General features: G+C 69.1%; 21 protein-coding genes. 8 read left to right on the top strand and 13 right to left on the bottom strand.

Annotated elements, in window-relative coordinates:
• Positions 1-175 precede the first annotated feature (175 nt).
• Positions 176-550, bottom strand: coding sequence for a peptide chain release factor-like protein (locus tag HUA76_RS31730; RefSeq protein WP_141642691.1), 375 nt, complete (start codon positions 548-550; stop codon positions 176-178).
• 256 nt (positions 551-806) lie between these two features.
• Between HUA76_RS31730 and HUA76_RS31725 the strand changes: the two genes are divergently transcribed.
• Positions 807-1,355 (top strand): YceI family protein, encoded by a 549-nt coding sequence (locus HUA76_RS31725; protein WP_141642690.1) that lies wholly within the window; start codon positions 807-809, stop codon positions 1,353-1,355.
• Positions 1,356-1,516: 161 nt separating this feature from the next.
• The gene (locus tag HUA76_RS31720) at positions 1,517-2,212 is read left to right on the top strand and encodes a pirin family protein (protein ID WP_174454765.1); all 696 of its coding nucleotides are present in this window, start codon (positions 1,517-1,519) and stop codon (positions 2,210-2,212) included.
• Between the two features lie 88 nt (positions 2,213-2,300).
• Here the strand turns inward: HUA76_RS31720 and HUA76_RS31715 are convergent, their stop codons facing one another.
• Positions 2,301-3,005 carry a hypothetical protein gene (locus HUA76_RS31715; protein ID WP_174466611.1) on the bottom strand — a complete coding sequence of 235 codons (705 nt, stop codon included), beginning with the start codon at positions 3,003-3,005 and terminating at the stop codon, positions 2,301-2,303.
• Positions 3,006-3,283: 278 nt separating this feature from the next.
• Here HUA76_RS31715 and HUA76_RS31710 point away from each other — a divergent pair, with 278 nt between their 5' ends.
• Positions 3,284-4,543, top strand: a complete 1,260-nt coding sequence (locus tag HUA76_RS31710) for a VWA domain-containing protein (protein ID WP_174462928.1) — start codon at positions 3,284-3,286, stop codon at positions 4,541-4,543.
• Positions 4,544-4,609: 66 nt separating this feature from the next.
• Here the strand turns inward: HUA76_RS31710 and HUA76_RS31705 are convergent, their stop codons facing one another.
• The 4 genes from HUA76_RS31705 to HUA76_RS31690 all read right to left on the bottom strand — a co-directional run bounded on the left by HUA76_RS31705 (position 4,610) and on the right by HUA76_RS31690 (position 7,913).
• Positions 4,610-6,265, bottom strand: coding sequence for a hypothetical protein (locus HUA76_RS31705; protein WP_174454767.1), 1,656 nt, complete (start codon positions 6,263-6,265; stop codon positions 4,610-4,612).
• Positions 6,262-7,080, bottom strand: a complete 819-nt coding sequence (locus HUA76_RS31700; protein ID WP_141642686.1) for an ABC transporter ATP-binding protein — start codon at positions 7,078-7,080, stop codon at positions 6,262-6,264. The genes HUA76_RS31705 and HUA76_RS31700 overlap by 4 nt, the downstream gene beginning before the upstream one ends.
• Before the next feature lie 71 nt (positions 7,081-7,151).
• Complete coding sequence (locus tag HUA76_RS31695) at positions 7,152-7,529, bottom strand: response regulator (protein ID WP_141642685.1); 378 nt, start codon at positions 7,527-7,529, stop codon at positions 7,152-7,154.
• Positions 7,530-7,670: 141 nt separating this feature from the next.
• Positions 7,671-7,913 (bottom strand): hypothetical protein, encoded by a 243-nt coding sequence (locus HUA76_RS31690; RefSeq protein WP_141642684.1) that lies wholly within the window; start codon positions 7,911-7,913, stop codon positions 7,671-7,673.
• A 296-nt stretch (positions 7,914-8,209) separates the two neighbouring features.
• Here HUA76_RS31690 and HUA76_RS31685 point away from each other — a divergent pair, with 296 nt between their 5' ends.
• A complete protein-coding gene (locus HUA76_RS31685) occupies positions 8,210-8,488 on the top strand; it encodes a hypothetical protein (protein WP_141642683.1) in 279 nt (92 codons plus the stop codon).
• Positions 8,489-8,599: 111 nt separating this feature from the next.
• Here HUA76_RS31685 and HUA76_RS31680 read toward each other — a convergent pair whose 3' ends face one another.
• The 3 genes from HUA76_RS31680 to ggt all read right to left on the bottom strand — a co-directional run bounded on the left by HUA76_RS31680 (position 8,600) and on the right by ggt (position 13,325).
• Positions 8,600-10,495 (bottom strand): M3 family metallopeptidase, encoded by a 1,896-nt coding sequence (locus tag HUA76_RS31680; RefSeq protein ID WP_174462994.1) that lies wholly within the window; start codon positions 10,493-10,495, stop codon positions 8,600-8,602.
• A 333-nt stretch (positions 10,496-10,828) separates the two neighbouring features.
• Positions 10,829-11,611, bottom strand: coding sequence for a TatD family hydrolase (locus tag HUA76_RS31675; RefSeq protein ID WP_174454768.1), 783 nt, complete (start codon positions 11,609-11,611; stop codon positions 10,829-10,831).
• A 4-nt stretch (positions 11,612-11,615) separates the two neighbouring features.
• A complete protein-coding gene (gene ggt, locus HUA76_RS31670; protein WP_174462993.1) occupies positions 11,616-13,325 on the bottom strand; it encodes a gamma-glutamyltransferase in 1,710 nt (569 codons plus the stop codon).
• Between the two features lie 551 nt (positions 13,326-13,876).
• Between ggt and glmU the strand changes: the two genes are divergently transcribed.
• Entirely contained in the window at positions 13,877-15,286 is a 1,410-nt protein-coding gene (gene glmU, locus HUA76_RS31665) for a bifunctional UDP-N-acetylglucosamine diphosphorylase/glucosamine-1-phosphate N-acetyltransferase GlmU (RefSeq protein ID WP_220137960.1), read from the top strand.
• A 109-nt stretch (positions 15,287-15,395) separates the two neighbouring features.
• Positions 15,396-17,231: a glutamine--fructose-6-phosphate transaminase (isomerizing) gene (gene glmS / locus HUA76_RS31660; protein WP_141649119.1), complete on the top strand. Its 1,836-nt coding sequence runs from the start codon at positions 15,396-15,398 to the stop codon at positions 17,229-17,231.
• A 102-nt stretch (positions 17,232-17,333) separates the two neighbouring features.
• Here glmS and HUA76_RS31655 read toward each other — a convergent pair whose 3' ends face one another.
• The 4 genes from HUA76_RS31655 to HUA76_RS31640 are packed head-to-tail and all read right to left on the bottom strand — an operon-like array spanning position 17,334 to position 19,346.
• Entirely contained in the window at positions 17,334-17,783 is a 450-nt protein-coding gene (locus HUA76_RS31655) for a hypothetical protein (protein ID WP_174462927.1), read from the bottom strand.
• Positions 17,780-18,274: a DUF3106 domain-containing protein gene (locus HUA76_RS31650; RefSeq protein WP_141648873.1), complete on the bottom strand. Its 495-nt coding sequence runs from the start codon at positions 18,272-18,274 to the stop codon at positions 17,780-17,782. Before HUA76_RS31650 ends, HUA76_RS31655 begins: the two co-directional genes overlap by 4 nt.
• Complete coding sequence (locus tag HUA76_RS31645; protein ID WP_174462926.1) at positions 18,271-18,747, bottom strand: anti-sigma factor; 477 nt, start codon at positions 18,745-18,747, stop codon at positions 18,271-18,273. The genes HUA76_RS31650 and HUA76_RS31645 overlap by 4 nt, the downstream gene beginning before the upstream one ends.
• Positions 18,744-19,346, bottom strand: a complete 603-nt coding sequence (locus tag HUA76_RS31640) for an RNA polymerase sigma factor (RefSeq protein ID WP_371823543.1) — start codon at positions 19,344-19,346, stop codon at positions 18,744-18,746. The genes HUA76_RS31645 and HUA76_RS31640 overlap by 4 nt, the downstream gene beginning before the upstream one ends.
• Before the next feature lie 84 nt (positions 19,347-19,430).
• Here HUA76_RS31640 and HUA76_RS31635 point away from each other — a divergent pair, with 84 nt between their 5' ends.
• Both HUA76_RS31635 and recA read left to right on the top strand, forming a co-directional pair.
• Entirely contained in the window at positions 19,431-20,204 is a 774-nt protein-coding gene (locus HUA76_RS31635; protein ID WP_174462924.1) for a hypothetical protein, read from the top strand.
• 117 nt (positions 20,205-20,321) lie between these two features.
• A complete protein-coding gene (gene recA, locus HUA76_RS31630; RefSeq protein ID WP_141648877.1) occupies positions 20,322-21,413 on the top strand; it encodes a recombinase RecA in 1,092 nt (363 codons plus the stop codon).
• Positions 21,414-21,463 lie beyond the last annotated feature (50 nt).

Raw genomic sequence — 21,463 nt, 5'->3', positions numbered from 1 at the left:
GTCAGCTTCGCCACCTCTCTGCACGCCATATGCCCGGGTGCGCCGCGCGCTCGCCCCGAGGACCGCCTCGAAAAATTGCCAGTGCGCCTGTACGCCTGGGAGGTGTGCGGCTATGCAAAGTTTGCGAGTCCGCAATCGTTTGCGTAGCAGCGCCTTCAGGGGTGCGGGGCTGGTTTCACCAGTCCGACTTGCCCCGCAGCGTCTTCTTCTCCGACGTGCGCTTCTTGCCTTCCAGGCGTCGGCGCTTGGCGCCCGCGGTGGGGCGCGTGGCCCTGCGGACCTTGGGCACGAAGGTGAGGGCGCGCAGGCCCTCTCGGAGTCGGTCCAACGCGACGCCCTTGTTCTGAGTCTGGCTGCGGCGCTCGGTGGCGGTGACGGAGAGCTCCGTGGCGCCGTGGGTGAGGCGCACGCCGCTGGCGGTGGTGTTGCGGTGCTGGCCGCCCGGACCGGAGGCGATGAAGTAGTCCACCTCGCACGCCTTCAGCAGGGCCTCGTCATCGAGCGCCAGGGCGTCCAGCGCGGCTTGTCGGCGTATCGGTGAGGTGGTCATGGCGTCTCTCAAAGTAGCCCTCGACGCCCGTGCCGTGCACCGACTGACTGCTCCCGCCCGGCGCGTACGCGGGCCCTCGGAGGCTCCCTGGTTTCCATCCTTCCGGGGGCGCTCTCTTCTTGAGAGGGTGATTGTATCAAATTGATATGGATGGTGGGCGTTCCCGAGGCGTTCTTAAGTAATTCCAGTGGGTTGGGGTGTGGCCCGGCTGTTGCTCTATGGGTGGCCAGACGCGGTAAGCACAGGAGAAACGAACATGGCCATCAAGACCTGGCAGCTGGATACGACGCACACGACGGTGGGTTTCATGGTTCGCCACATGGTGGTGGCGAAGGTGCACGGCCGCTTCACGCGGTTCGAGGGCAAGGTGGAGGTGAATGGGGATGACCTGGCGCAGGGCTCGGCCGAGGTGAAGATTGACGTGTCGAGCATCGACACGGGCGTGGAGCAGCGTGACAACCACCTGCGCTCGCCGGACTTCTTCGACGCGGCGGCCTTCCCCAAGCTCATCTTCCGCAGCAAGCGCGTGCAGGACGCGGGCAAGGGCCACTACCGCGTGGTGGGTGACCTGACGATTCGCGACGTCACGCGCGAAGTGGTGCTGGAGACGGAGCTGCTCGGGAAGGTGAAGGACCCGTGGGGCAACGAGCGACTGGCCTTCCAGGCGAGCACCAGCATCGACCGCAAGGACTTCGGCCTCTCATGGAACCAGGCGCTGGAGGCAGGCGGGCTGCTGGTGGGTGAGCGTGTGGATATCACCCTGGACGTGCAGGCGGTGGCGGTGGCGGCGGAGAAGGCGGCGTGAAGAAGCCGACGGCGGGACGCCCGCTCACCCGAAGGTCCGTGGCGGGCGGGTTGGTGGTCGGTGCTTCGGGCCTCGTGGGTGGCGGGCTCCTGTCGCGCCCCGCAACGCGGGGTGGGGTTGATGCATCTGAGTTGCAGTTTTAAAGGAAAGGGAGGCAGGCGATGATCTTCGTTCGAAATGCAGAGGAAAGAGGCCATGCCAACCACGGCTGGTTGGACACGCACCACACGTTCTCCTTCGCGGACTACTACGACCCGGACTTCATGGGGTACAGGACGCTGAGGGTCATCAACGAGGACACGGTGGCGCCCAACCGCGGGTTCGGGATGCACCCGCACCGGGACATGGAGATCATCACCTACGTGCTGGGCGGCCAGGTGGAGCACCGCGACAGCATGGGGACCGAGGCGGTCATCAAGCCCGGCGAGGTGCAGCGGATGAGCGCGGGGACGGGCGTGGTGCACAGCGAGATGAACAACTTCTCGGAGCCGCTGCACATGCTGCAGATCTGGGTCGTCCCGAGCGAGAAGGGCCTGAAGCCGGGTTACGAGCAGAAGGCGTTCGACGTGAAGGAGCGCCAGGGCCGCTTCCGGGTGGTGGCGTCGCCGGATGGGCGGGAGGGCTCGCTGACGGTGCACCAGGACCTGGTGCTGCACGGCACGCTGCTGGGCGCGGGTGAGAAGGCGGAGTACGCGCTCGCTCCGGGACGGCACGCGTGGCTGCAGGTGGCGCGGGGTTCGGGCACCCTCAACGGGGTGAAGGTGAAGGCGGGCGACGGGGTGGCGGTGTCGGCCGAGGACAAGCTGGTGCTCACCGCCGAGGCGCCGGTGGAGGCCCTGCTGTTCGACATGGCCTGAGCGTACGAATCTGGGCCGGGTGGCGAGGGCTGAGAGGCCCCTGCTCCCCGGCCCTCGTGCGTTTCGAGGGGCGGGCGTGTCGTCCCGACTAGCGGATGTTGAGCGTGAGGCCCGTCTTGGCCTGGCGTCCGTCCTCGCTGGTGGCGATGACGGTGATGGGTACGGGGAGTCGCGTGAGGCTGCTCTGCGTGTAGATGAGGAAGTTGACGGTGGTCTGGTCCGCGGCGACGACCACGGGCTGGGCGGAGATTCTCCGGGTGGGCGACTCGACGGTGAGCGTCACCGGACCGGCGAACGGGGCAATCCGGTTCACCGTGACTCCGACGAACTCGTTCGCGCCCGCGAGCACGGTGATCTGCCGGGGCTCCAGGGTGATGGAGAAATCTGGCTGCGCCACGGTCGGCGGAAGGACGACGACGTAGAACGTGGCGCCCGACGCGAAGTCCTTCACGCTGTCCGTCGCCAGCAGCAGCATCCGCTGGGTGCCGGTGACCTGGATGTCCTGGGCGACGGCGACGGTGACGGGCGTGGTGATGGTCGTCTCGCCCTCGGGGAGCACGACCTCGGGCGTGAGGGTGATGCCGTCGGGTTGGGACTCCAGATTCACCCGGAGCTCTCCGGGCTGGTCTCCCACGCGGTCCAGCGTCAGGTCGAACTGCGCGGACTCACCTGGCATGAGGCTGACCGCTTCAGGCGCGGTGATTTGGACCCGGTAGTAAGGCGAGTTGCTGTTGCAGGAGGCGGCGAACAGGCAGCCGAGGATGAAGAGGCTTCGGCGGATGACGGGCATCATGGTCGTGGGTCTCCCGGGGTCGTCGCAGCATGAAACCCCCGTCTCCGTCGGGCAAGCCGGCTGGAAGGCCAGCGTGCGCGGAGCGACACCGGCCGTGCGCTCTGGAAAAGACGTGAGGGGCTTCGTGGGGAAAGTGACGACGTCCAACCCTCGCTGGGGCCGGACATTCCTTGGGGCGAGGTGTGGGGACCGGAGGACTCGTGTCGGGGACGTAGAACTTCGGGCGGGGTGGTTCGTTCACTGAGACGAACAGACCCCTTCCATTCCCGGAGTACTTCATGGACCTCAAGTCCCTGTCGCGGGCCGTGCTGTCGGCCGCGCTCGCCACCAGTTTGTCCGCTGCCCCCGCCCTGGCCGAGTCCGCCGTCCCCGTGCGGCCTGGCGCCGTGGCTCCCAAGGCGCCCCCAGCGGTGAAGCCTTCCCAGGAGCAGCCCCCGGCGGTGAAGCCCATCCAGGAGGCGCCGCCCCAGGACGCGAAGGTGAAGGCGCCCCGCCCTGAAATCGAGGTGGTCTTCGTGCTCGACACCACGGGCTCGATGAGCGGCCTGCTGGAGGGCGCGAAGGCGAAAATCTACTCCATCGCGTCTCGCATCGCGCAGGGCCGGCCCACGCCGCACCTGAAGGTCGGCCTGGTGGCGTACCGCGACGTGGGGGACGACTATGTGACGAAGCGGTTCGACCTGAGCGACGACCTGGACACGGTGTTCGCGAACCTGCGGCGCTTCGAGGCGGGCGGCGGAGGCGACACGCCCGAGCACGTGGGCCGGGGTCTGGGCGAGGCGGTGTCGAAGCTGTCGTGGAACCAGGACCGGTCGGTGATGAAGGCCATCTTCCTGGTGGGCGACGCGCCTCCGGCGAAGCACAACGACGACTGGGACTTCAAGCACTGGGCCAAGCGCGCCCGCGAGCAGCACATCGTGGTGAACACCGTGCGTTGCGGCTCGGACGAGGAGACGCAGACGGCGTGGAAGTACGTGGCGAAGCTGACGGACGGCACGTTCGACTCCATCGACCAGTCGGGCGGCATGGTGGCGGTGGCGACGCCGTATGACGCGGAGCTGGCGAAGGTGAACTCGGCGCTGGCGTCGAAGACGCTCTACACGGGCAAGGCGGAGGTGCAGACGGCGAACAAGGCCCGCGCCGAGGCCATGGCGGAGCTGGCTCCGGAGGCCGCGGCCGAGCGCATCAGCTACATGCGCAAGACGAGCGGCAGCGGCTCGCCTGGTGCGCCCGCGCCGAGCAGCGCGCCCAAGGCCGTGGGCGGAGCGGTGGACCTGGTCTCCGCGCCCGCGGCGCTGGCGAGCGTGCGTGACGACGAACTGCCCTCGGAGCTGAAGGGCCTGAGCGTGGAGGGGCGGGCGAAGAAGGTGAAGCAGCTCGCCGACGAGAAGAAGGACCTGGAGACGCAGGCGTCCAAGCTCGCCGCCGAGCGCGAGGCGTGGCTCGCGAAGAACCGTCCGGAGAAGGAGGACGCCTTCGACGCCAACGTGATGAAGGGCGTCAAGGCCCAGGCCGCCAAGCACGGCGTGGCGTACTGAGCCGCGCTTCGCTCGAGACACCCAGGGGCCGTGGTTCGCCTTTCCAGGCGGCCACGGCCCTTTTCGCTATTCGCGCGTCACCGCCTGGAGGATGACTTCGCGGCGCCGGTCCAGCAGGCGCAGCGCCAGGGGCAGCGAGCCCCGGTAGATGACCAGGTTGAGGCCCGCGCACAGGGCAATCATCGCCGCGGACTGCCAGGAAGGGCCGTCCTTCCCCGCCAGCTTCAACGCCCAGCCAAAGGGCATGCAGCCGACGCTCGCCGCGACGATGCCCAGCATGGACGCCGTCAGCGGCACCTTGTCGCGCCGCTTGAGGCTCGCGTGGAACTTCACCGGGAAGTAGAGCGAGAGGAAGTTGCCGGCGGCCATCAGCACCGGCACGACGCCCAGCACCGCGGCCAGGGCGCACGCGATGTCCACCGCCGTCCCGAAGCCGAAGTACACCCGGTAGAAGACGGCCACCATCAGCGCCATGCCGAGCGCCGCCGCCGCCTGCACCTGATTCTTCGCGCGCAGCACGTCCGCCAGGTCCAACGGCGCCGCGAGGAACGCCGCGAAGCCCTGGCCGTCATAGGCGAAGGTGTTCTGGGAGAACGTCGACGCAATCACCACCGCGCCGTAGATGCACAGGCCGCCCATCAGCCACGCGTCCGCGGAGCGACCCAGCAGGAAGACGAACAAGTCCCGCCCGGACAGGAGCTTCAGGAGGATGGCCAGGATGAAGGGCACCGACGCGAGCAGGCGCGCGCGCGGGTTGCGCCACAAGTCCAGCGCCTCGCGCGTCACCAGCGTGGAGAAGCGCGTGCGCGTGCGCTCGAACGGGTTGCTGTCCTTCGCGTCCTTCATCTGCGGCCCCGCGCGTCCCGACTGCCGGTGGAAGCGCATCAGCAGCGCGTATGCCACCGCCATGCCCACGGCCGCGAAGAACAGCAGGCCCAACGCCTCCGCCATCGCCACGCGCGGGCGGAACCAGGCGAGCTGTCCCAGGCCGTCTCCGAAGAAGCCCGGAGGCACGCGCCCCAGCGCCACCGCCGCGTTGATGATGAGCGACATGTCCAGCGCGTCCACGCCGTCCTCGCCCACCGCCGTCAGCCACGAGGTGTCGATGGGCGGAATGAACGACGCGGCGATGAGGAACGCCAGCAGGCCGCCGCCCATGATTTCCGCGCTGCGCTTCTCTCGCAGCACGTTGATGACGGCGTACAGCGCCACGCGGCTCCACGCGGCGCAGAGGAACGCGAACAACACGTAGAGCACCACCGCCAGCCACGGTGCCCACAAGGGATAGACGGACGCGAAGCCCAGCGCGGCGCCCGTGAGCGGCGCGTAGAACACCAGCGCGCGCGGCTCGAAGAGGCTGGCCACCGTGGAGGCGATGAGCAGTCGGAACGGGGAGATGGGGAAGGCCGCGTACCGGCTCAGCTCCGAGTGGTCATCCACGCCAGCGGACAACAGCGGCCAGGTCACCCACACGGAGAAGGTGACGAAGCACAGCAGGTTGAGGATGAAGTAGGGCCAGACGTCGCTCTCCACGACGGGCTTGAGCCGCATCAGTGCGAAGAAGAACAGGCCGAAGAACAGGCCCGGCGCGCTCGACGCGACGAACGAGCCCACCGCGAGCAGGCGGCTCTTGCCCGGCCCCTGGTTCAACCCGATGTTGAAGCGCAGCCCCCACAACAGCCACAGGTGCCGGAAGAAACCGGGAACGGCGGGGCGGCTCATGCCGGCTCCCGCAGCGGGACGACGGGAGCGGGGGCCTCGCCGTAGAACGACAGCCGCGCGTTGCGCGACGACGGCACGGCGATGAGCTTCTCGAACACCGCCTCCAGCGAAGAACAGTCGTAGCGCTGGAGCAGGGAGGACACCGGTCCCTGGTCCAGCATGCGTCCGGCCTGGATGATGCCCGCGTGGGTGGCCAGCCGGTCCGCGATCTCCAGCACATGCGTGGTGAGCAGCAGCGTGACGCCGCGCCGGCTCAGCTCGCGCAAGAGTTCGCGGATGACGCCCGCCGCCAGCACGTCGATGCCCTCGAAGGGTTCGTCCAGCAACACCAGCTCCGGTGCGTGGATCAACGCCGCGGCGATGGCGAGCCGCCGCCGCATGCCCTTGGAGTACTCGGAGACGAGCGAGCCCGCCTTGTACGTCAGCTCCGTCAGCTCCAGGAGCTCCGTGGCCCGCGCCCCGGCCTCGTCGCCGTCCAGGCCGTACATGCGCGCGCAGAAGGTGAGGTACTGCCTGCCGGTGAGCCGCTCGAAGAGGCTCAGCTCCTCCGGCACCACGCCCACGCGGCGCTTCACCTCCATGGGCTTTTGCACCGCGTCCACGCCGAGCATGCGGATGGAGCCCGCGTCGGGGCCGTACACGCCTGTCAGGAGCGCGATGCTGGTGGACTTCCCGGCGCCGTTGGGGCCCAGGTACGCATAGAAGGCCCCCTTGGGTATCTGGAGGTCCAGGCCGTTGAGCGCGGTGAAGCCACCAAAGCGCTTGATCAGCCCGCGCGCGTCGACGGCGAGGTCATCGGAAGGGGAGGGCGTCATGAAGTGACGCCATCACACCCGAGCCCGGCCCCCGGCGACAATCCCCACCCGGCGCGCCGGGCACGGAATCCTCAGTGGACGAAGGCCATCTCCGGCGGGCCGACAATCTGCTGCACCGTCATCCGCACCTTGTCCAGGTCCACGGGCTTGGAGATGTAGCCGGCCGCGCCCACCAGCTCCGCCTCCCACTCGAAGCCGTAGCCGGAGATGATGATGATGGGCAGCCCCCGGGCACGCGGCATCTTCTTCAGCGCGTCCAGGAGTCCCCATCCGCTCATCACCGGCATGCGCAGGTCGAGCAACACGGCGGCGGGCATGTCGCCCTCCAGATGGTCCAGCGCTTCGCGGCCGTTGGCGGCCTGAACGGTTCGGTAACCCATCTCCTCGAGGGCATCGCAGATGAGCGTGCGGTGACTCGCGTCGTCATCGACGACCAGGATGTGGGACATGGCAGGGCCTCAGAGGGGAGCTGCGGCGTCTCGGACCGCGGGATTCTATGGGCGGCAAGATGGGAACGGGGAGTTCATTCCGGAAGGGGGCGCCCCACTTTTCAACAGCCAACCACCCTCGCGATGCAACCCGCTTCGCGGCTACTCCTGGGGCTTCTTCTCCAGGTCTCCGGACCCGTCTGCCCCGTGGTCCGTCCGCCGCAGATACGTGTTGTGCGCATAGCCCTGGCGCGACAACCGCTGCGACTCGATGGCGTCCGCGACCTTCGTGCACACCTGTCCCAGCAGGCGCAAGGACTCCGCCAGCAGCTTCTCGGCGTGGTCCTGGGCGTCGGCGGCGGCGATGGTGGTTCGCTCTTTGCGGAACAGCCCTGGCAACTTCATCCCTCCGAATCTAGGAGACCCCGCCGTCAGGCGCCACCGCCCTTGGGGCCCCTTCAGCCCCCCAGGGACCTGTCCCGGCCTCGGACTCGGCGCCACCTCGCTCCCTTGACAGGATTGACCGGCTGGCAAATTTACATTTTTGAGCAGACCTCGCCTGCGACACCCTCTCCAGCCCCGGAACTGTCGTGTAACCCACGGGAATTCATAGGGCTTAACGAATTTTCAAGTGGGGGGATGACATCGAGTTAATTCGTCCCTACATTGCTTCTCGTCTCATTGCTGCGGAGGAGACGCGCATGGCTTACGACGGCGAGCTGGTGAAGATGGAGAACGGTCGCTGGGCGCGGTTCCAGCGGTGCCAGGTGTACCGCCCGGGTGTGGCGGACGCGGGCGAGACGATGCTGCTGATCGCCGTGGAGCTCGAGGAGCGCTACCAGCTCCTCCTCGACGGGGCGGCGGATTCCCTGGCCCAGTACCGCTACCAGGGCGTGCCCGTGCAGGTCCGGTTGGATCCGGACGCGCAGGCCATCACCCTTCAGCCGGAAGTGGCCGCATCCGTACCCGCCGTGCACTGATGCCGCGCTCCCCGTGAGCGCGCCGGTGCGGGTTTGACGGATTCACAACACAAGGGGCCTCGCGATTCACATCGCGGGGCCCTTTGAATTTACAGCCCCCGGCGGGCTGCGTCAGCGACCCTCCAGCCAGCGCGAGTACGCCCCGAAGTCGTAGCCCCGGCCGAGGAAGTCCCGGACCAGGTCCGCGGCGTCCTTGGAGCCCCCCGGCGCCAGCACGGTGTCGCGGTAGCGGTGGGCGGTCTCCACGTCCATCAGCCCGTGCTCCTCGAAGGGCGTGAGCAGGTCCCTCGCGATGACGAGCGACCAGAGGTACGCGTAGTAGAGCGCCGAGTAGTCGCCATCCAACTGGGTGAAGGCGAGGTGGGCGTACGTGCCGTTGACGGCGCGGAAGGGCAGGTAGCGCTCCTGGAGCGCCAGGACGCTCGCGGTGGAGTCGGTGCCCTCGGGGTTGCCGGCGTGCAGATTGAGGCTGACGGCGGCGTAGAAGAGCTGCTGGCGCACCCAGAGCCCCTTGCCGAAGGAGTCCGCGCGGCGCATGCGGGAGATGAGGTCGGCGGGCAGCGGCGCGTCCGTGTCGATGTGGTGGGCGAAGCGCTGGAGTGACTCCACGCTCCAGGCCCACTCCTCCAGCACCTGCGCGGGGGCCTCCACGAAGTCGACCTCGGTGCGCGTGCCGGACAGCCCGGCCCAGCGGGCGCGGCCGCCCAGCACGTGGTGCAGCAGGTGGCCGAACTCGTGGAAGAAGGTGCGCACCTCGGAGTGCTGGAGCAGCGCGGGCCGCGTGCCGGGGCGGGGGAAGTTGCATGTCAGCACGCCCTCCGGCAGGGACCTGCCCGCGCGGCCCATGGCCAGGTCCCACTGCGCGGCGTGGGTGTACTTGCCGGGGCGCGGGTGCATGTCCAGGTAGAAGCGGCCCCGGCGCTCGGTGCCCTCGTAGACGTCCCAGACCTCCACGTCCGGGTGCCAGACGGGGGCGTCCGGCACGCGTCGGTAGGTGAGCCCGAAGAGGCTGGCGGTGAGGTCCAGCACGCCCTGCTTCACGCGCGTGTATTCGAAGTAGGGCCGCAGCTCGCGCGAGTCGAAGCGGTACTGCTCGGCGCGCACCCGGTCCTCCAGCCACGCCTGCTCCCATGGCTCCACGTGGGTGGCGTCGGGCACCTGCTCACGCTTGCGCGCGAGCAGCGTGGCGTACTCCCCGCGCATGCGGCCGTCGACGGCGGCGGCCAGCTCCTCGATGAAGTCCGCCGCCACCTGCTGTCGGCGCACCATCTTGTCCTCGGCCGCGTAGGCCGCCCAGCTCGGGTAGCCCAGCAGCGTGGCCAGCGCGTGGCGCGCCTGGAGCATCCGCGCGAGCGTGTCCAGGTTGCGCGGATGTCCCCGGCGCCGTCCCAGGCGCCACAGCGCCTCGCGCGCGGCCGTGTCGCGCGCATACGTCATGAAGGGCCCCAGGTCCGAGGAGTCCGTGGCCAGGCGCACGCGGCCATCGGGGCCGGGCGGGTGGGCGCGGACGTAGTCCTCCGGCAGGCCCGCCAGCGCTGACGGGGCCACGTCCAGGTGACGCACGTCCTCGTGGATGTGGCGGCTGAACTCCTGGCCCAGGACGATGAGCTCCTCCTGGAGCACGCGCACCCGCTCCCGCGTGGCTTCGTCCCGGTCCACGCCCGCGCGCTGGAAGCCCTTGAGCACCCGCGCCACCCAGCGGCGGGTCAGCGCGTCCTGACCCTCCAACTCCAACGAGGCCAGCACGTCGTAGACGCGGCGGTCCAACGAGATGTCCGTGCGCACCCGCTCCACGGCCTGCTCACACCGCTCCGCGGCGGCCCGGAAGGCGCCGTCCGGGTGCACGTTGGCGCCGATGCCAGACCGGCCGACCGCGTCGTCCAGGAGCGCCACGGCGTCGTCATAGGTGGTGAGCAGGGCCTGGGTCGCCAGGCGCCGGGCGCCGGGCGCCGTCAGTCGCGCCACCGCGCCACGGGCCTCCTGGATGTCGCGCCGACACGCTTCCATGAAGCGCTCGGGTGTGGCGGCGAGCAGGCGGCCGGCTTCCGGCGCGGGCGCCCCCCGCGTGTCGCCCGTGCGAACGGAGGGCCGGGTCGACGCACCCCCGCACCCCACGAACATGACGGCGGCGACGATGACGAACGTGGAACGCAAAGGGCCCTCCCGAACCGGAGTGTGAAAGCAGCGGCGGAGCCTGGGGCTTCCCCGTATGCGCTCTCGCCAATGAGGACGGATTGGGGTGTCTTTTGTTGCAAAAATTCAACCCGACTGGAGTCAGGAAGTGAATCGACCTGCCCTGAAGTGTGAGTCGGTGTGAAGGGCGGCACAGACGTGTGTGGCTCAGGTGCCCACCTGGAAGAAGCGGGCGGCGTTGTCCCGGGCGACGCGGCGCACGACGCGTTCGGAGAGGCGGGCCTTGGAGAGCAGGTTGGCCACGCGGGCCAGGCCCAGGATGTCACCGGCGCCGTCACCGGCGTCGGAGTTGAGCACCAGTCGTTCGCTGCCCAGCTTGCGCACCAGCGCGACGGCGCGCTCGGCGGCGAGTGCCTCCGGGTGCAGCGTGAGTCCGGCCCAGTGGCCCACTTCCAGGATGGTGCGCACGGTGCGCGCGGTGGCGTGGTCCACCAGCACGCGCGAGGGCAGCACGCCGGACTGGCGCAGCAGAATCAGGATGCGGCGCGTGTGGCGCTCCTTGTCCGCCAGGGGCGTGTGCACGACGACGCGCAGCTTGAGGCTTCGCGCCAGCGCGAGCTGCTCCAGGAAGGCCTCTTCTTCTTCCTCTCCGCCCGCGTGCAGCCCTGTCTCGCCCAGGGCGACGACGCGGCCGCCCTGGAAGTAGTCGGGCAGCGCGGAGAGGACCTCCGACAGGCCGCGCCGGGGGATGCAGCGCGGGTGGACACCCAACGCGGCGTAGGCGCGGATGCCCACCTTCTCCAGCCGGGGGAGTTGCCGCTCCACCACGTCGTCGAAGTGGCGCAGCAGGGCCTTGGACGTGGGCTCCGGGAAGTGGTGCGCCACCACGAGCGCCCGCTCCACTCCGAAGAAACGCATCGACTCGAGGTCCTGATCGCTCAGGCCTTCCGGGTGCAGGTGCGCGTCGAAGATGGGCAGGGGCTCGGGCACGGTCTCAATCCTGTCCCAGGGAGAGGCCCTCGTTGCGCGGGTCGCTCGCGGAGAAGCGCAGTCCTGTCTTCGGGTCGATGAACACCGCCTCCGCGTCGCCCCACTGGTCCACGCGTCGCACCTTGTGCCCCTTGGCCTCCAGCGCCGACAGTGTGGCCGGCTCCAGGCCCCACTTGTCCACCCACAACTCGTCCGGCAGGTACTGGTGGTGGACGCGGCCTTCATTCACCGCGCGCGCCACGTCCATGCCGCTGTCCACCATGTTGCTGATGACCTGGATGACGGTGGTGGGGATGGTGGACCCGCCCGGGCTGCCCACCGCGAGCATGACGCGCTTGGGGTCCTCCTTGGAGAACACCAGCGTGGGCGACATGGAGGACTGGGGCACCTTGCCGGGCTGAATCGCGTTGGGCTCGCCGGTGACGAGTCCGTACGCGTTGGGCACGCCGGGCTGCGCGGCGAAGTCGTCCATCTCGTCGTTCAGCAGCACGCCGGTGCCCTTGGCGACGACGCACGAGCCGAAGCCGTAGTTCACCGTGGCCGTCAGCGCCACCGTGTTGCCCTGCTTGTCCACGACGGAGATGTGCGTGGTGTTCTTGCGCTCCGGCTCCGGCGTCAGCGTCACCGGCTTGTCCGTCAGCGTGGAGCCCTGCGTGCCCGCCGTCTGGGGCAGGAGCGCCAGGCTGGACGTCACCTTCTTCGGGTCGATGGAGCCCGCCAGGTCCGCGATGTGCCCCTTGGAGATGAGCCGCGCGGTGGGCACGTCGGCGAAGTCCGGGTCCCCCAGGTATTTGGCGCGGTCCACGTACGCGCGCCGCAGCGCCTCCACGTACAGGTGCAGGGCCTCCGGGTCCCTGAAGCCGAAGCCCTGGGGCCGCAGTTGCTCCATGGCGCCCAGCACCTGGAGCACCGCCACGCCGCCCGCGCTCGGCGGAGGCATGGTGAGGATGCGGTGGCCGCGGTAGCTGCCCTCCAGCGGCTCGCGCTTGCGCGTCTTGTAGGACGCCAGGTCCTCCAGCGTGAGCACGCCGCCGCCCGCCTGCACCGTGTCGACGATGCCCTTGGCCACCGCGCCCGAGTAGAAGCCCTTGGGGCCGCTCTTGGCGATGCTCGTGAGCGTGCGCGCCAGGTCCGGCTGGCGCAGCAGGTGGCCGATGGGCGGGACGACGTGTTCGCCCTGCTCGTTCTTGACGAGGAAGACGCGGGTCGCCTCCGGGTCCTTGCGCAGACACTCCAGCCGGCCCTCGGCCATGCTGCGGTAGCGCGGCGTCACCCACAGGCCCTTGCGCGCCGCTTCGATGGCCGGCGCCAGGACAACGGACGGGGGCAGAGTGCCGTGCGTCTTGAGCAGCTCCAGATATCCCGCCACCGCGCCCGGCACGGCGACGGCCAGCACGCCGTCCGTGGACAGCCCCGGCACCACCTTGCCGTCCTTCAGGAACATGTCCCGCGTGGCCGCCTTGGGCGCCACCTCGCGGAAGTCCAGCACCCGCGTCGCGCCGGACTTCGCGTCGTGCACCAGCGCGAAGCCGCCGCCGCCCACCCCCGAGTGGTACGGCCCGACGACCGCCGCCACGAAGGCCGCCGCCACCGCCGCGTCCACCGCGTTGCCGCCCTTGTCGAGCATCTTCAAGGCCGCTTCGCTGGCCGGCGGATACGCCGTGGCCACCGCGCCACCCCGGTACGGCCGCGCCGCGTGCGCCACACACGCCATCAATACGAGCGCCACCGCCAGCCCTCGCACCGTCGCCTCCAGCACCCTCGCGCTCGTGCGCGGGGCTTGCTTCTCGAAGCTCGTGTCGTTCACGGGAAAGTCCCCTCCTGGGGGCGCAATCAATACCTTGTGGCTGGCCTTCGTCGCGGATGTTGTGTTACCCGGCGGACACTCACCCACACCTGGGGGCCGGGACTCGGGGGCGCCGCACCGACTACACCTCTCCCGGTATGCACGAACTGTCCGCACCGGACCATGATTTCAACTCAGCAACAATTTTCCTCTTGGATTGTTTTTCAAGAGGGTGCATCCTTCCCCGGTCATGAGTCGCGACTGGGGGAGCAAATGAGCGCACCGGTCACACCTGAGAAACCGACCCGGTCCGGGTCTGTTCCGCCCTCGGGGCGGGTCACGCTCTTTCTCAAGCCGAGCTTCGGAATCACGGTGAAGAGCAACGCGCTGTGCGTGGCCGTGAGCGCGAAGCCGCGACCTGACAACACCTCCGAGACTTCGGAGCCTCGCGCGGTTGACGACTCGATTCCCTGTCCCTAATTCTCCGCCGCATGACAGCTCTGTCGGCGGTGGTGTTGTGTGCGGGCAAGGGCACGCGGATGAAGTCGAAGAAGGCGAAAGTCCTTCACGCCATCCTCGGAAAGCCCCTGTGCGCATATCCCCTCAAGCGAGCGCTCGAGCTTGGCGCCTCCACGGTGGTGCCCGTCGTGGGCCATCAATCGGAGAGCGTGGAGAAGGAAGTCCGGGCGTTGTTTCCGGACGCGCCCCTGCGCTTCGCGCTCCAGCGTGAGCAGCGCGGGACGGCGGACGCGGTGCGCTCTGCGGAAGAGGCCCTGAAGGGGTTCTCCGGCCGGGTCCTCATCCTGTACGGGGATGTGCCCCTGCTCCGTCGTGAAACGCTGGCGGCGCTGCTCGCCGCGCACGACGAGGCGGGCGGGGTGCTGGCGATGGTGACGACGATGCTCGACGACCCCACCGGCTACGGCCGCGTCCTTCGCGAGGGGGGCCGGGTGGTGCGGGTGGTGGAGCAGAAGGACGCCACCGCCGAGCAGCGCGCGGTGAAGGAGTGCAACGCGGGCATCTACTCCGTCGACGCGGCCTTCCTCTGGAAGGCGCTGGCCGAAATCAAACCGAACAATGCGCAGGGTGAGTACTACCTGACGGACCTGGTGGAGCTCGCCTCGAAGCAGGGTCGCGTGGGCACCGTGGACGTGGACGCCACGGAGACCGCGGGCGTGAATGACAAGGTGGAGCTGGCGGCGCGGGCGCGGGTGCTCCAGCGCCGCATCAACGAGGCGCACATGCGCGCCGGCGTTACCTTGTTGGACCCCGACACGACCTTCATCGAAGAGGACGTGGTGGTGGGCGCCGACAGCGAGGTGGGCCCCGGGGTGGTGCTGACGGCGGGCACCGTGGTGGGAGAGAACGTCACCATCGGCCCCGGCTGTGTGGTGAGCGCCTCCACCGTGGCGGACGGCTCCGTGCTCAAGCCCTACTCCGTGTTGGAGGAGGCGAAGGTCGGCGTGCGGAACGTCATTGGCCCGTTCGCTCGCCTGCGTCCCGGGACGGAGCTGGCCGAGGATGTGCATCTGGGTAACTTCGTGGAAACGAAGAAGGCGCAGATCGGCAAGGGGACCAAGGCCAACCACCTGACTTATCTGGGTGACGCCAAGATTGGCGCGGGCTGCAACGTGGGCGCGGGCACCATCACCTGTAACTATGACGGGGTGAACAAGAGCCTCACGGAGCTGGGAGACGGCGTCTTCATCGGCTCCGACACGCAGCTCGTCGCTCCCGTGAAGGTGGGGGACGGCGCCTACGTGGGGGCGGGCACCACGGTGACGAAAAATGTGCCGCCCGGCAGCCTCGCTGTGTCACGCGCGCCACAGGTGACGAAGGAAGGCTGGGTGGCCGCGAAGAAGGCGCGCCGCGCGGCGAAGGGCGGTTGAGCGCGGGCGTGGCTCTTGCTTGGGGAGCGGCCTGACAGCCACTCCCAGAGAAGTATGGGTATCCCTCGGTTTGCTCCGGCGGGCGTGGGCGTGAGAGAGAGGTCTGAATATGTGCGGGATTGTTGGTTACGTCGGTGACAAGGAATCGGCTCCCATCCTGGTGTCCGGGCTCAAGAAGCTCGAGTACCGGGGGTATGACTCGGCGGGCGTCGCGGTGGTCAATCGCAACCAGCTCAACGTGGTGCGCGCCACGGGGAAGCTGCGCAACCTGGAGAACCGGGTGGTGGCGGACCAGCCGCAAGGCAACATCGGCATTGGCCACACCCGTTGGGCCACGCACGGCCGTCCCTCGGACGAGAACGCGCACCCGCACACGTACAAGAACGTCGCGGTGGTCCACAACGGCATCATCGAGAACCACCTGTCACTGAAGGCGCAGCTTCGCGCCAAGGGCCACGTGTTCTCGTCGGAGACGGACACGGAGGTCTTCGCCCACCTCATCTCGGATGAGCTGGAGGCCGGCAAGGAGCTGCCGGACGCGGTGCGCGGGGCCATTGACCAGGTGAAGGGCACGTACGCGCTGGCGGTGGTGAGCGCGACGGACCCCCACCGCATCGTCTGCACGAAGAACGCGTCGCCCATGGTGCTGGGACTGAGCGAGGGGCAGAACTTCATCGCCAGCGACGTGCCCGCGGTGCTCGAGCACACGCGCGACATCGTCTACATGGAGGAGGGTGACCTGGCCATCGTCACCGCCGCCAAGGTGGACATCTTCAACCGCCAGGGTCAGCCGGTGAACCGCGCCACCCGCCGCATCGACTGGACGCCGATGATGGCGGAGAAGGGCGGCTACAAGCACTTCATGCACAAGGAGATCTGGGAGCAGCCCCGCGCCGTCGCGGACACGCTGCGCGGCCGGATGCTCCTGACCGAGGGCGACGTCCACTTCGAGGGCTGGAACATGACGCCCGAGAAGGTCCGCTCGCTGACGAAAATCACCATCCTGGCGTGCGGAACGTCGTGGCACTCGGGCGTGGCCGGCAAGCACATGATTGAGACGCTGGCGCGGCTCCCGGTGGAAGTGGAGCTGGCGAGCGAGTTCCGCTACCGCGACCCGATTGTCGAGTCCTCGCACCTGGCCATCGCCATCAGCCAGTCGGGTGAGACGGCGGACACGCTGGCGGCGTTCAAGGAGGCCAAGGCGCGCGGGGCCACGGCGATGGCCATCTGCAACGTCATTGGCAGCGCGATGACGCGCGAGGCGGAGTTCTCCGTCCTCACCAACGCCGGTCCGGAGATTGGCGTCGCGTCCACCAAGGCGTTCACCACGCAGCTGGTGGCTCTCTACCTGCTGGCGGTGAAGCTGGGCCGCATGCGCGGCACGCTGTCCGTGGCGGCGGCGCAGGAGCACCTCACCCATCTGACGGAAATCCCGAAGATGATTGAAGAGGTGCTCAAGTGCGAGCCGGCCGTGAAGCGCGTGGCCCGTGAGTTCATGAACTCGCAGGACTTCCTCTTCCTCGGTCGCGGCCCCATGCACCCGGTGGCGCTGGAGGGCGCGCTGAAGCTGAAGGAGATTTCGTACATCCACGCGGAGGGCTACGCGGGTGGCGAGATGAAGCACGGCCCGATTGCGCTCATCGACGAGAAGATGCCGGTGGTGGTCATCGCGCCGAAGAAGCCGCACGTGGCCTACGAGAAGATCATCGGCAACATCGAGGAGGTCCGCGCGCGCGGCGGCAAGGTCATCGCCGTCATCGACGAGGACGACGACCAGGTGGGCGGGCTCGCCGACCACGTCATCCGGGTTCCGGCGGCGTGCGCGCTGCTCGCGCCCGTGATTGCCACCATTCCGCTCCAGCTCCTCGCGTACCACGTGGCGGAGATGCGCGGGAATGACGTGGACCAGCCGCGCAACCTCGCCAAGAGTGTGACGGTGGAGTAGCCGCCGCTCGAGCGTCCCTGACGCACGCGAAGCCCGGGTTCCCCTCGAGGGAGCTCGGGCTTTCGTCGTTTTCGAGAGGACTTGGTGCCGGGCGGGGAGCGCTCAGTCCTGTTGGGCCAGCTCCATCAGCAGCTCCAGGTCCTCGGCGGCGTCCATGCTCTCCAGCAGCTCCAGGTTCTCCACCACCTCGCGGTCCTCCTCTGACAGGGCTGTCGCGGGTCGGGTGGGCTCACGCGACGGAGTCCTGGCGGGGACCGGGGGGAGGGGAGCTTCCTCGGTGCGAGGAGTCTCCGACGGGCCCTCGCCAAGGGTGCGCGGGGCTCCCGCGTGCCCAGGAGTGGGGTCCGAGCGCGCGGAGGCGGAGGAGGCGAGCGCGGTGCCGACGAAGGGCCGCGCGTCACGCTTCATCGTGGGTGTCGGGCGCGTGGAGACAGTGCGCGCGGTGCCGACGAGGGGCCTCGCGTCTCGCTCCGGCGTCGGCGCCGACCGCGCGGCGGCCACCGGGGCCGCCAGGAGCATCATGAACAACACGAGCGGCGAGGCGGGGCTCACCTGCGCCGCCTCTCGCGCACGCGCTCCCGCATCTCCTGGCGCTGCTCGGGCGTCATCTGCCGCCAGCGGCGCATGTTCTCCATGAGCTGCTCGCGCCGCTCCGGGTTCTCCCGCAGGTAGGCCTTCATCCGCTGGCGCATCGCGGCGCGCCGCTCCGGGTCCATCTTCCTCAGCTCGCGCGCCTGCTCACGCAGGGCCTGCCGTTCGGCGACGTTGAGCTTGCGCAGCTCCCGCTGGTTGGCGCGCAGTCGCTCGCGCTCCTCGGGGGGCAGCTTGCGCCAGCGCTCCAGGTTGCCCCGAATGCGCGTCTGCTCGTCCTTCGGCAGCGACTTGAACTCGCGCAGCTTTCCGCGCAGCGCTTGCTTCTGCTCCGGCGTCATCTTCTCGAAGCGCTCGGCGGCCGTCGCCGGACGCTCCGTCTCCGCGCGCGCGGCCGCGCCCGTCAGCAGCGCCACCCCCAGGCCCAGCGCCATCCACGTCCGGCCCGTCATTGCGCCACCTCCAGTTCGTGGAGGCTCGCGACGACCTCCAGGTCCTCGGGACTGTCGAGCCCCAACAGCTCGTAGTCCTCGACCAGCTCCAGGTTCGCCGCCAGCTCCATCACCGCCGGGTCCTCCAGCTCCTCGGGTGCCTCGGGGCCCGGCCCCACCACCACCAGCGCCAGCCCCACCGCCACGGCCAGCCCCGCGGAGGGCACCAGCACCGCCGGGCGCAGCAACGTCCGCAGCCGCTCCCACCACGGCACCGGCAGCGCATCCAGCTTCGCCAGCACCGCGCGCCTCGTGTCCACCGAGGGCACGAAGTCCGGCAACTCCGCCACCCTTGCCACCGTGTGGCGCAGGAGCGCCTCCGTCGCGCGGCACCCGGTGCAGCCGCCCAGGTGGGATGCGACTTGCTCGCGGCGGGCCGCGGGCAGCTCGCCGTCCACGTAGGCCGTGAGGTCTTCCTCGAAATGACAGCTCATGCCCTGCTCCTCGCGGGCACGGTGCCCGCCTGCAGCTCTTCAATCCTGCGCGCCACCGCCAGCGTCGCCCGGTGGATGAGGCTCTTCACGGCGGACTCGCTCGCCTCCAGCGCCTCCGCGATGTCCCGGTAGGCCATGCCCTCGAAGCGGCACATGGTGAAGGCCGCGCGCTCCCGGTCACTCATGTCGCGGAGCGCGTTGCCCACCGCCTGCTCCAGCTCCCGTCCCGCCAGCGCCTGGTCCGGCCTGTCGCCGTCCGGCCCCGCCATCTCCACGCCTCCGGTCTCCTCGCCGTCCGGCGCCTCGGTGGACGTGTGGGCCACGCGGTACTCCCCGCGCCGTACTTCGTTGAGGCAGTGATTGGTGGCCACCCGGAACAGGAACGTCTTGAAGCGCGCCGTGGGCTGGTACGCCTTCGCGTTGCGGTAGAGCTTCACGAAGATGTCCTGCGTCAGCTCCTCCGCGCGCTCCCTGTCTCCCACGAAGCGGAAGGCGAAACGCGCCACGCTCGCATGGTAGCGGTCGAACAGCCAGGCGAACGCCCGACGGTCCCCTGCGGCCACCTTCAGCATCGCCTGTGCGTCCGAATCCACGTCCACGGTCGACTTCAACCCCGTTACCCGCAAGAAGTTGCGGACACCGTCTCTTTGAACCGCGCGGGACTCCGTGGATACAGTCTCCCCGTGTCGGACGCCACGCGCACACATCCACCCAGCTCCAGACCCGAGGAGGGCGCGGACGAGGAGCGTCTGGCGGACCTCGCCGCCTGGGCACCTCCTCCGTCAGAGGCGGCCGGACGGCCCACGCCTCCGGTGGAGCTGCCCCTGCCCCTGCTGGTGCGGGTGGAGCAGGCCGTGGGGGCCTCCCAGGCGGAGCGGCCCGAGGCGGCCGCGCGCCTCAATGAAGCCCTGAAGCAGTTGGGGACCGGGGGCGGGGAGCGGCAGGTGGCGGACACCCTGCACCGGCTGCTTGACGGCGGAAGGCTGGACGGACTGGTGGACGCCGAGGGGCGCTCCTGCCGCGCGGTGGCGGTGGAGGCGCTCCTGTCCCTGGGCTTTCCCTACGCCCTGGAAGTCGAGCCCGACGACCTCAAGCACCTGCGCGCCAACACCGCGGCCCGGCCCGGCGGCCGCAAGAGCGTCTTCGATTTCGGGGCTGGAGTGCCCGCCACGGTGCTCACCGGCGGGCTGCTGGCCCAGGTCCTCGAGGAGCTGCTGCGGCCGGGCACCGTCGAAGGCACGGTGACCTTGCAGGTGGGCCTGAGCGTGCTGGCGATGATGGCCTTGTGGCTTGCCCCGCCTCGCAGTCCCGTGTACCGGCTGGGCCTGGGCCTGCTGGCCCTCGTGTCGGGCTACGGGCTGCTGTTGGCCCTGGGGTCGGCCGGCCACGCCGGGGGGCTGTGGGCAGGTGTGGCAGGCGCGGTCGCCGTCCTCCTGGCTGCCCTCCGCGAGAGCTAGCTGACCGACAGGATGCAACACGGATGTCAGACGGGTGGACTAGGGTCTACCCATCGCGTACTAAAAGCGCGTTCAGGTGAGCCGGGGTGGCTCGCCAATACAAGGAGCTCAAGTCAAATGGCCGTGAATCAGGAGAAGGAAAAGGCGATCGAGCTGGCGATGTCCGCGGTGGAGCGCCAGTTCGGTAAGGGTTCGATCATGCGGCTCGGCAACGACGAGCCGCTGATGCACGACGTGCAGGCCATTTCGACGGGCTCGATTTCCTTGGACATCGCCTTGGGCGTGGGCGGCGTGCCGAAGGGCCGAATCATCGAGATTTTCGGACCGGAGTCCTCCGGCAAGACGACGCTGTGTCTCCACATCGTCGCGGAGGCGCAGAAGCGCGGTGGCATCTGCGGCTACGTGGACGCGGAGCACGCGCTGGACGTGGGCTATGCGCGCAAGCTGGGCGTGCGCACCGACGACCTGCTCCTGAGCCAGCCGGACACCGGTGAGCAGGCGCTCGAAATCGCGGAGATGCTGGTGCGCTCGGGCGCCATCGACGTGCTGGTGGTGGACTCGGTGGCCGCGCTCGTCCCCAAGGCGGAGCTCGAGGGCGAGATGGGCGATGCGCACATGGGCGTGCAGGCGCGCCTCATGAGCCAGGCGCTGCGCAAGCTCACGGGCACCATCTCCAAGAGCCAGACGTGCGTCATCTTCATCAACCAGATCCGCATGAAGATTGGCGTGATGTTCGGCAACCCGGAGACGACGACGGGCGGCAACGCGCTGAAGTTCTACGCGTCGCAGCGCATGGACATCCGCCGCATCGGCGCCATCAAGAACGGCGATAACGTGGTGGGCAGCCGCACCCGCGTGAAGGTCGTGAAGAACAAGGTGGCCCCTCCGTTCAAGGAGGTCGAGTTCGACATCATGTACGGCTCGGGCATCTCCCGTGAGGGCGACCTCATCGACCTGGCCTCCAACGACAACATCGTGGAGAAGAGCGGCAGTTGGTTCTCCTTCAATGGAGAGCGCATCGGTCAGGGCCGTGAGAACGCGAAGGACTACCTGCGGGAGCACCCGGAGGTGGCGAAGGAGATTGAGGCGCGCGTGCTGGAGAAGTACGGCATCGCGAAGGGCCCGGGCGCCGCCGCCGCTCCCGCCGCGGAGGAGGCTCCCGCCGAGGCCACCACCGAGAAGCGCCCGCGCGTGAAGGCCGTGAAGTGAGTCGGTGACGGCGGCTCCTCGCGAGCCGCCTCTCGACACGCCGTTCGGGG

The organism is Myxococcus sp. CA056 (assembly GCF_013336715.1).
Classification (GTDB): Bacteria; Myxococcota; Myxococcia; order Myxococcales; family Myxococcaceae; genus Myxococcus; species Myxococcus llanfairpwllgwyngyllgogerychwyrndrobwllllantysiliogogogochensis.
This window is presented reverse-complemented; position numbering and strand designations above follow the sequence as displayed.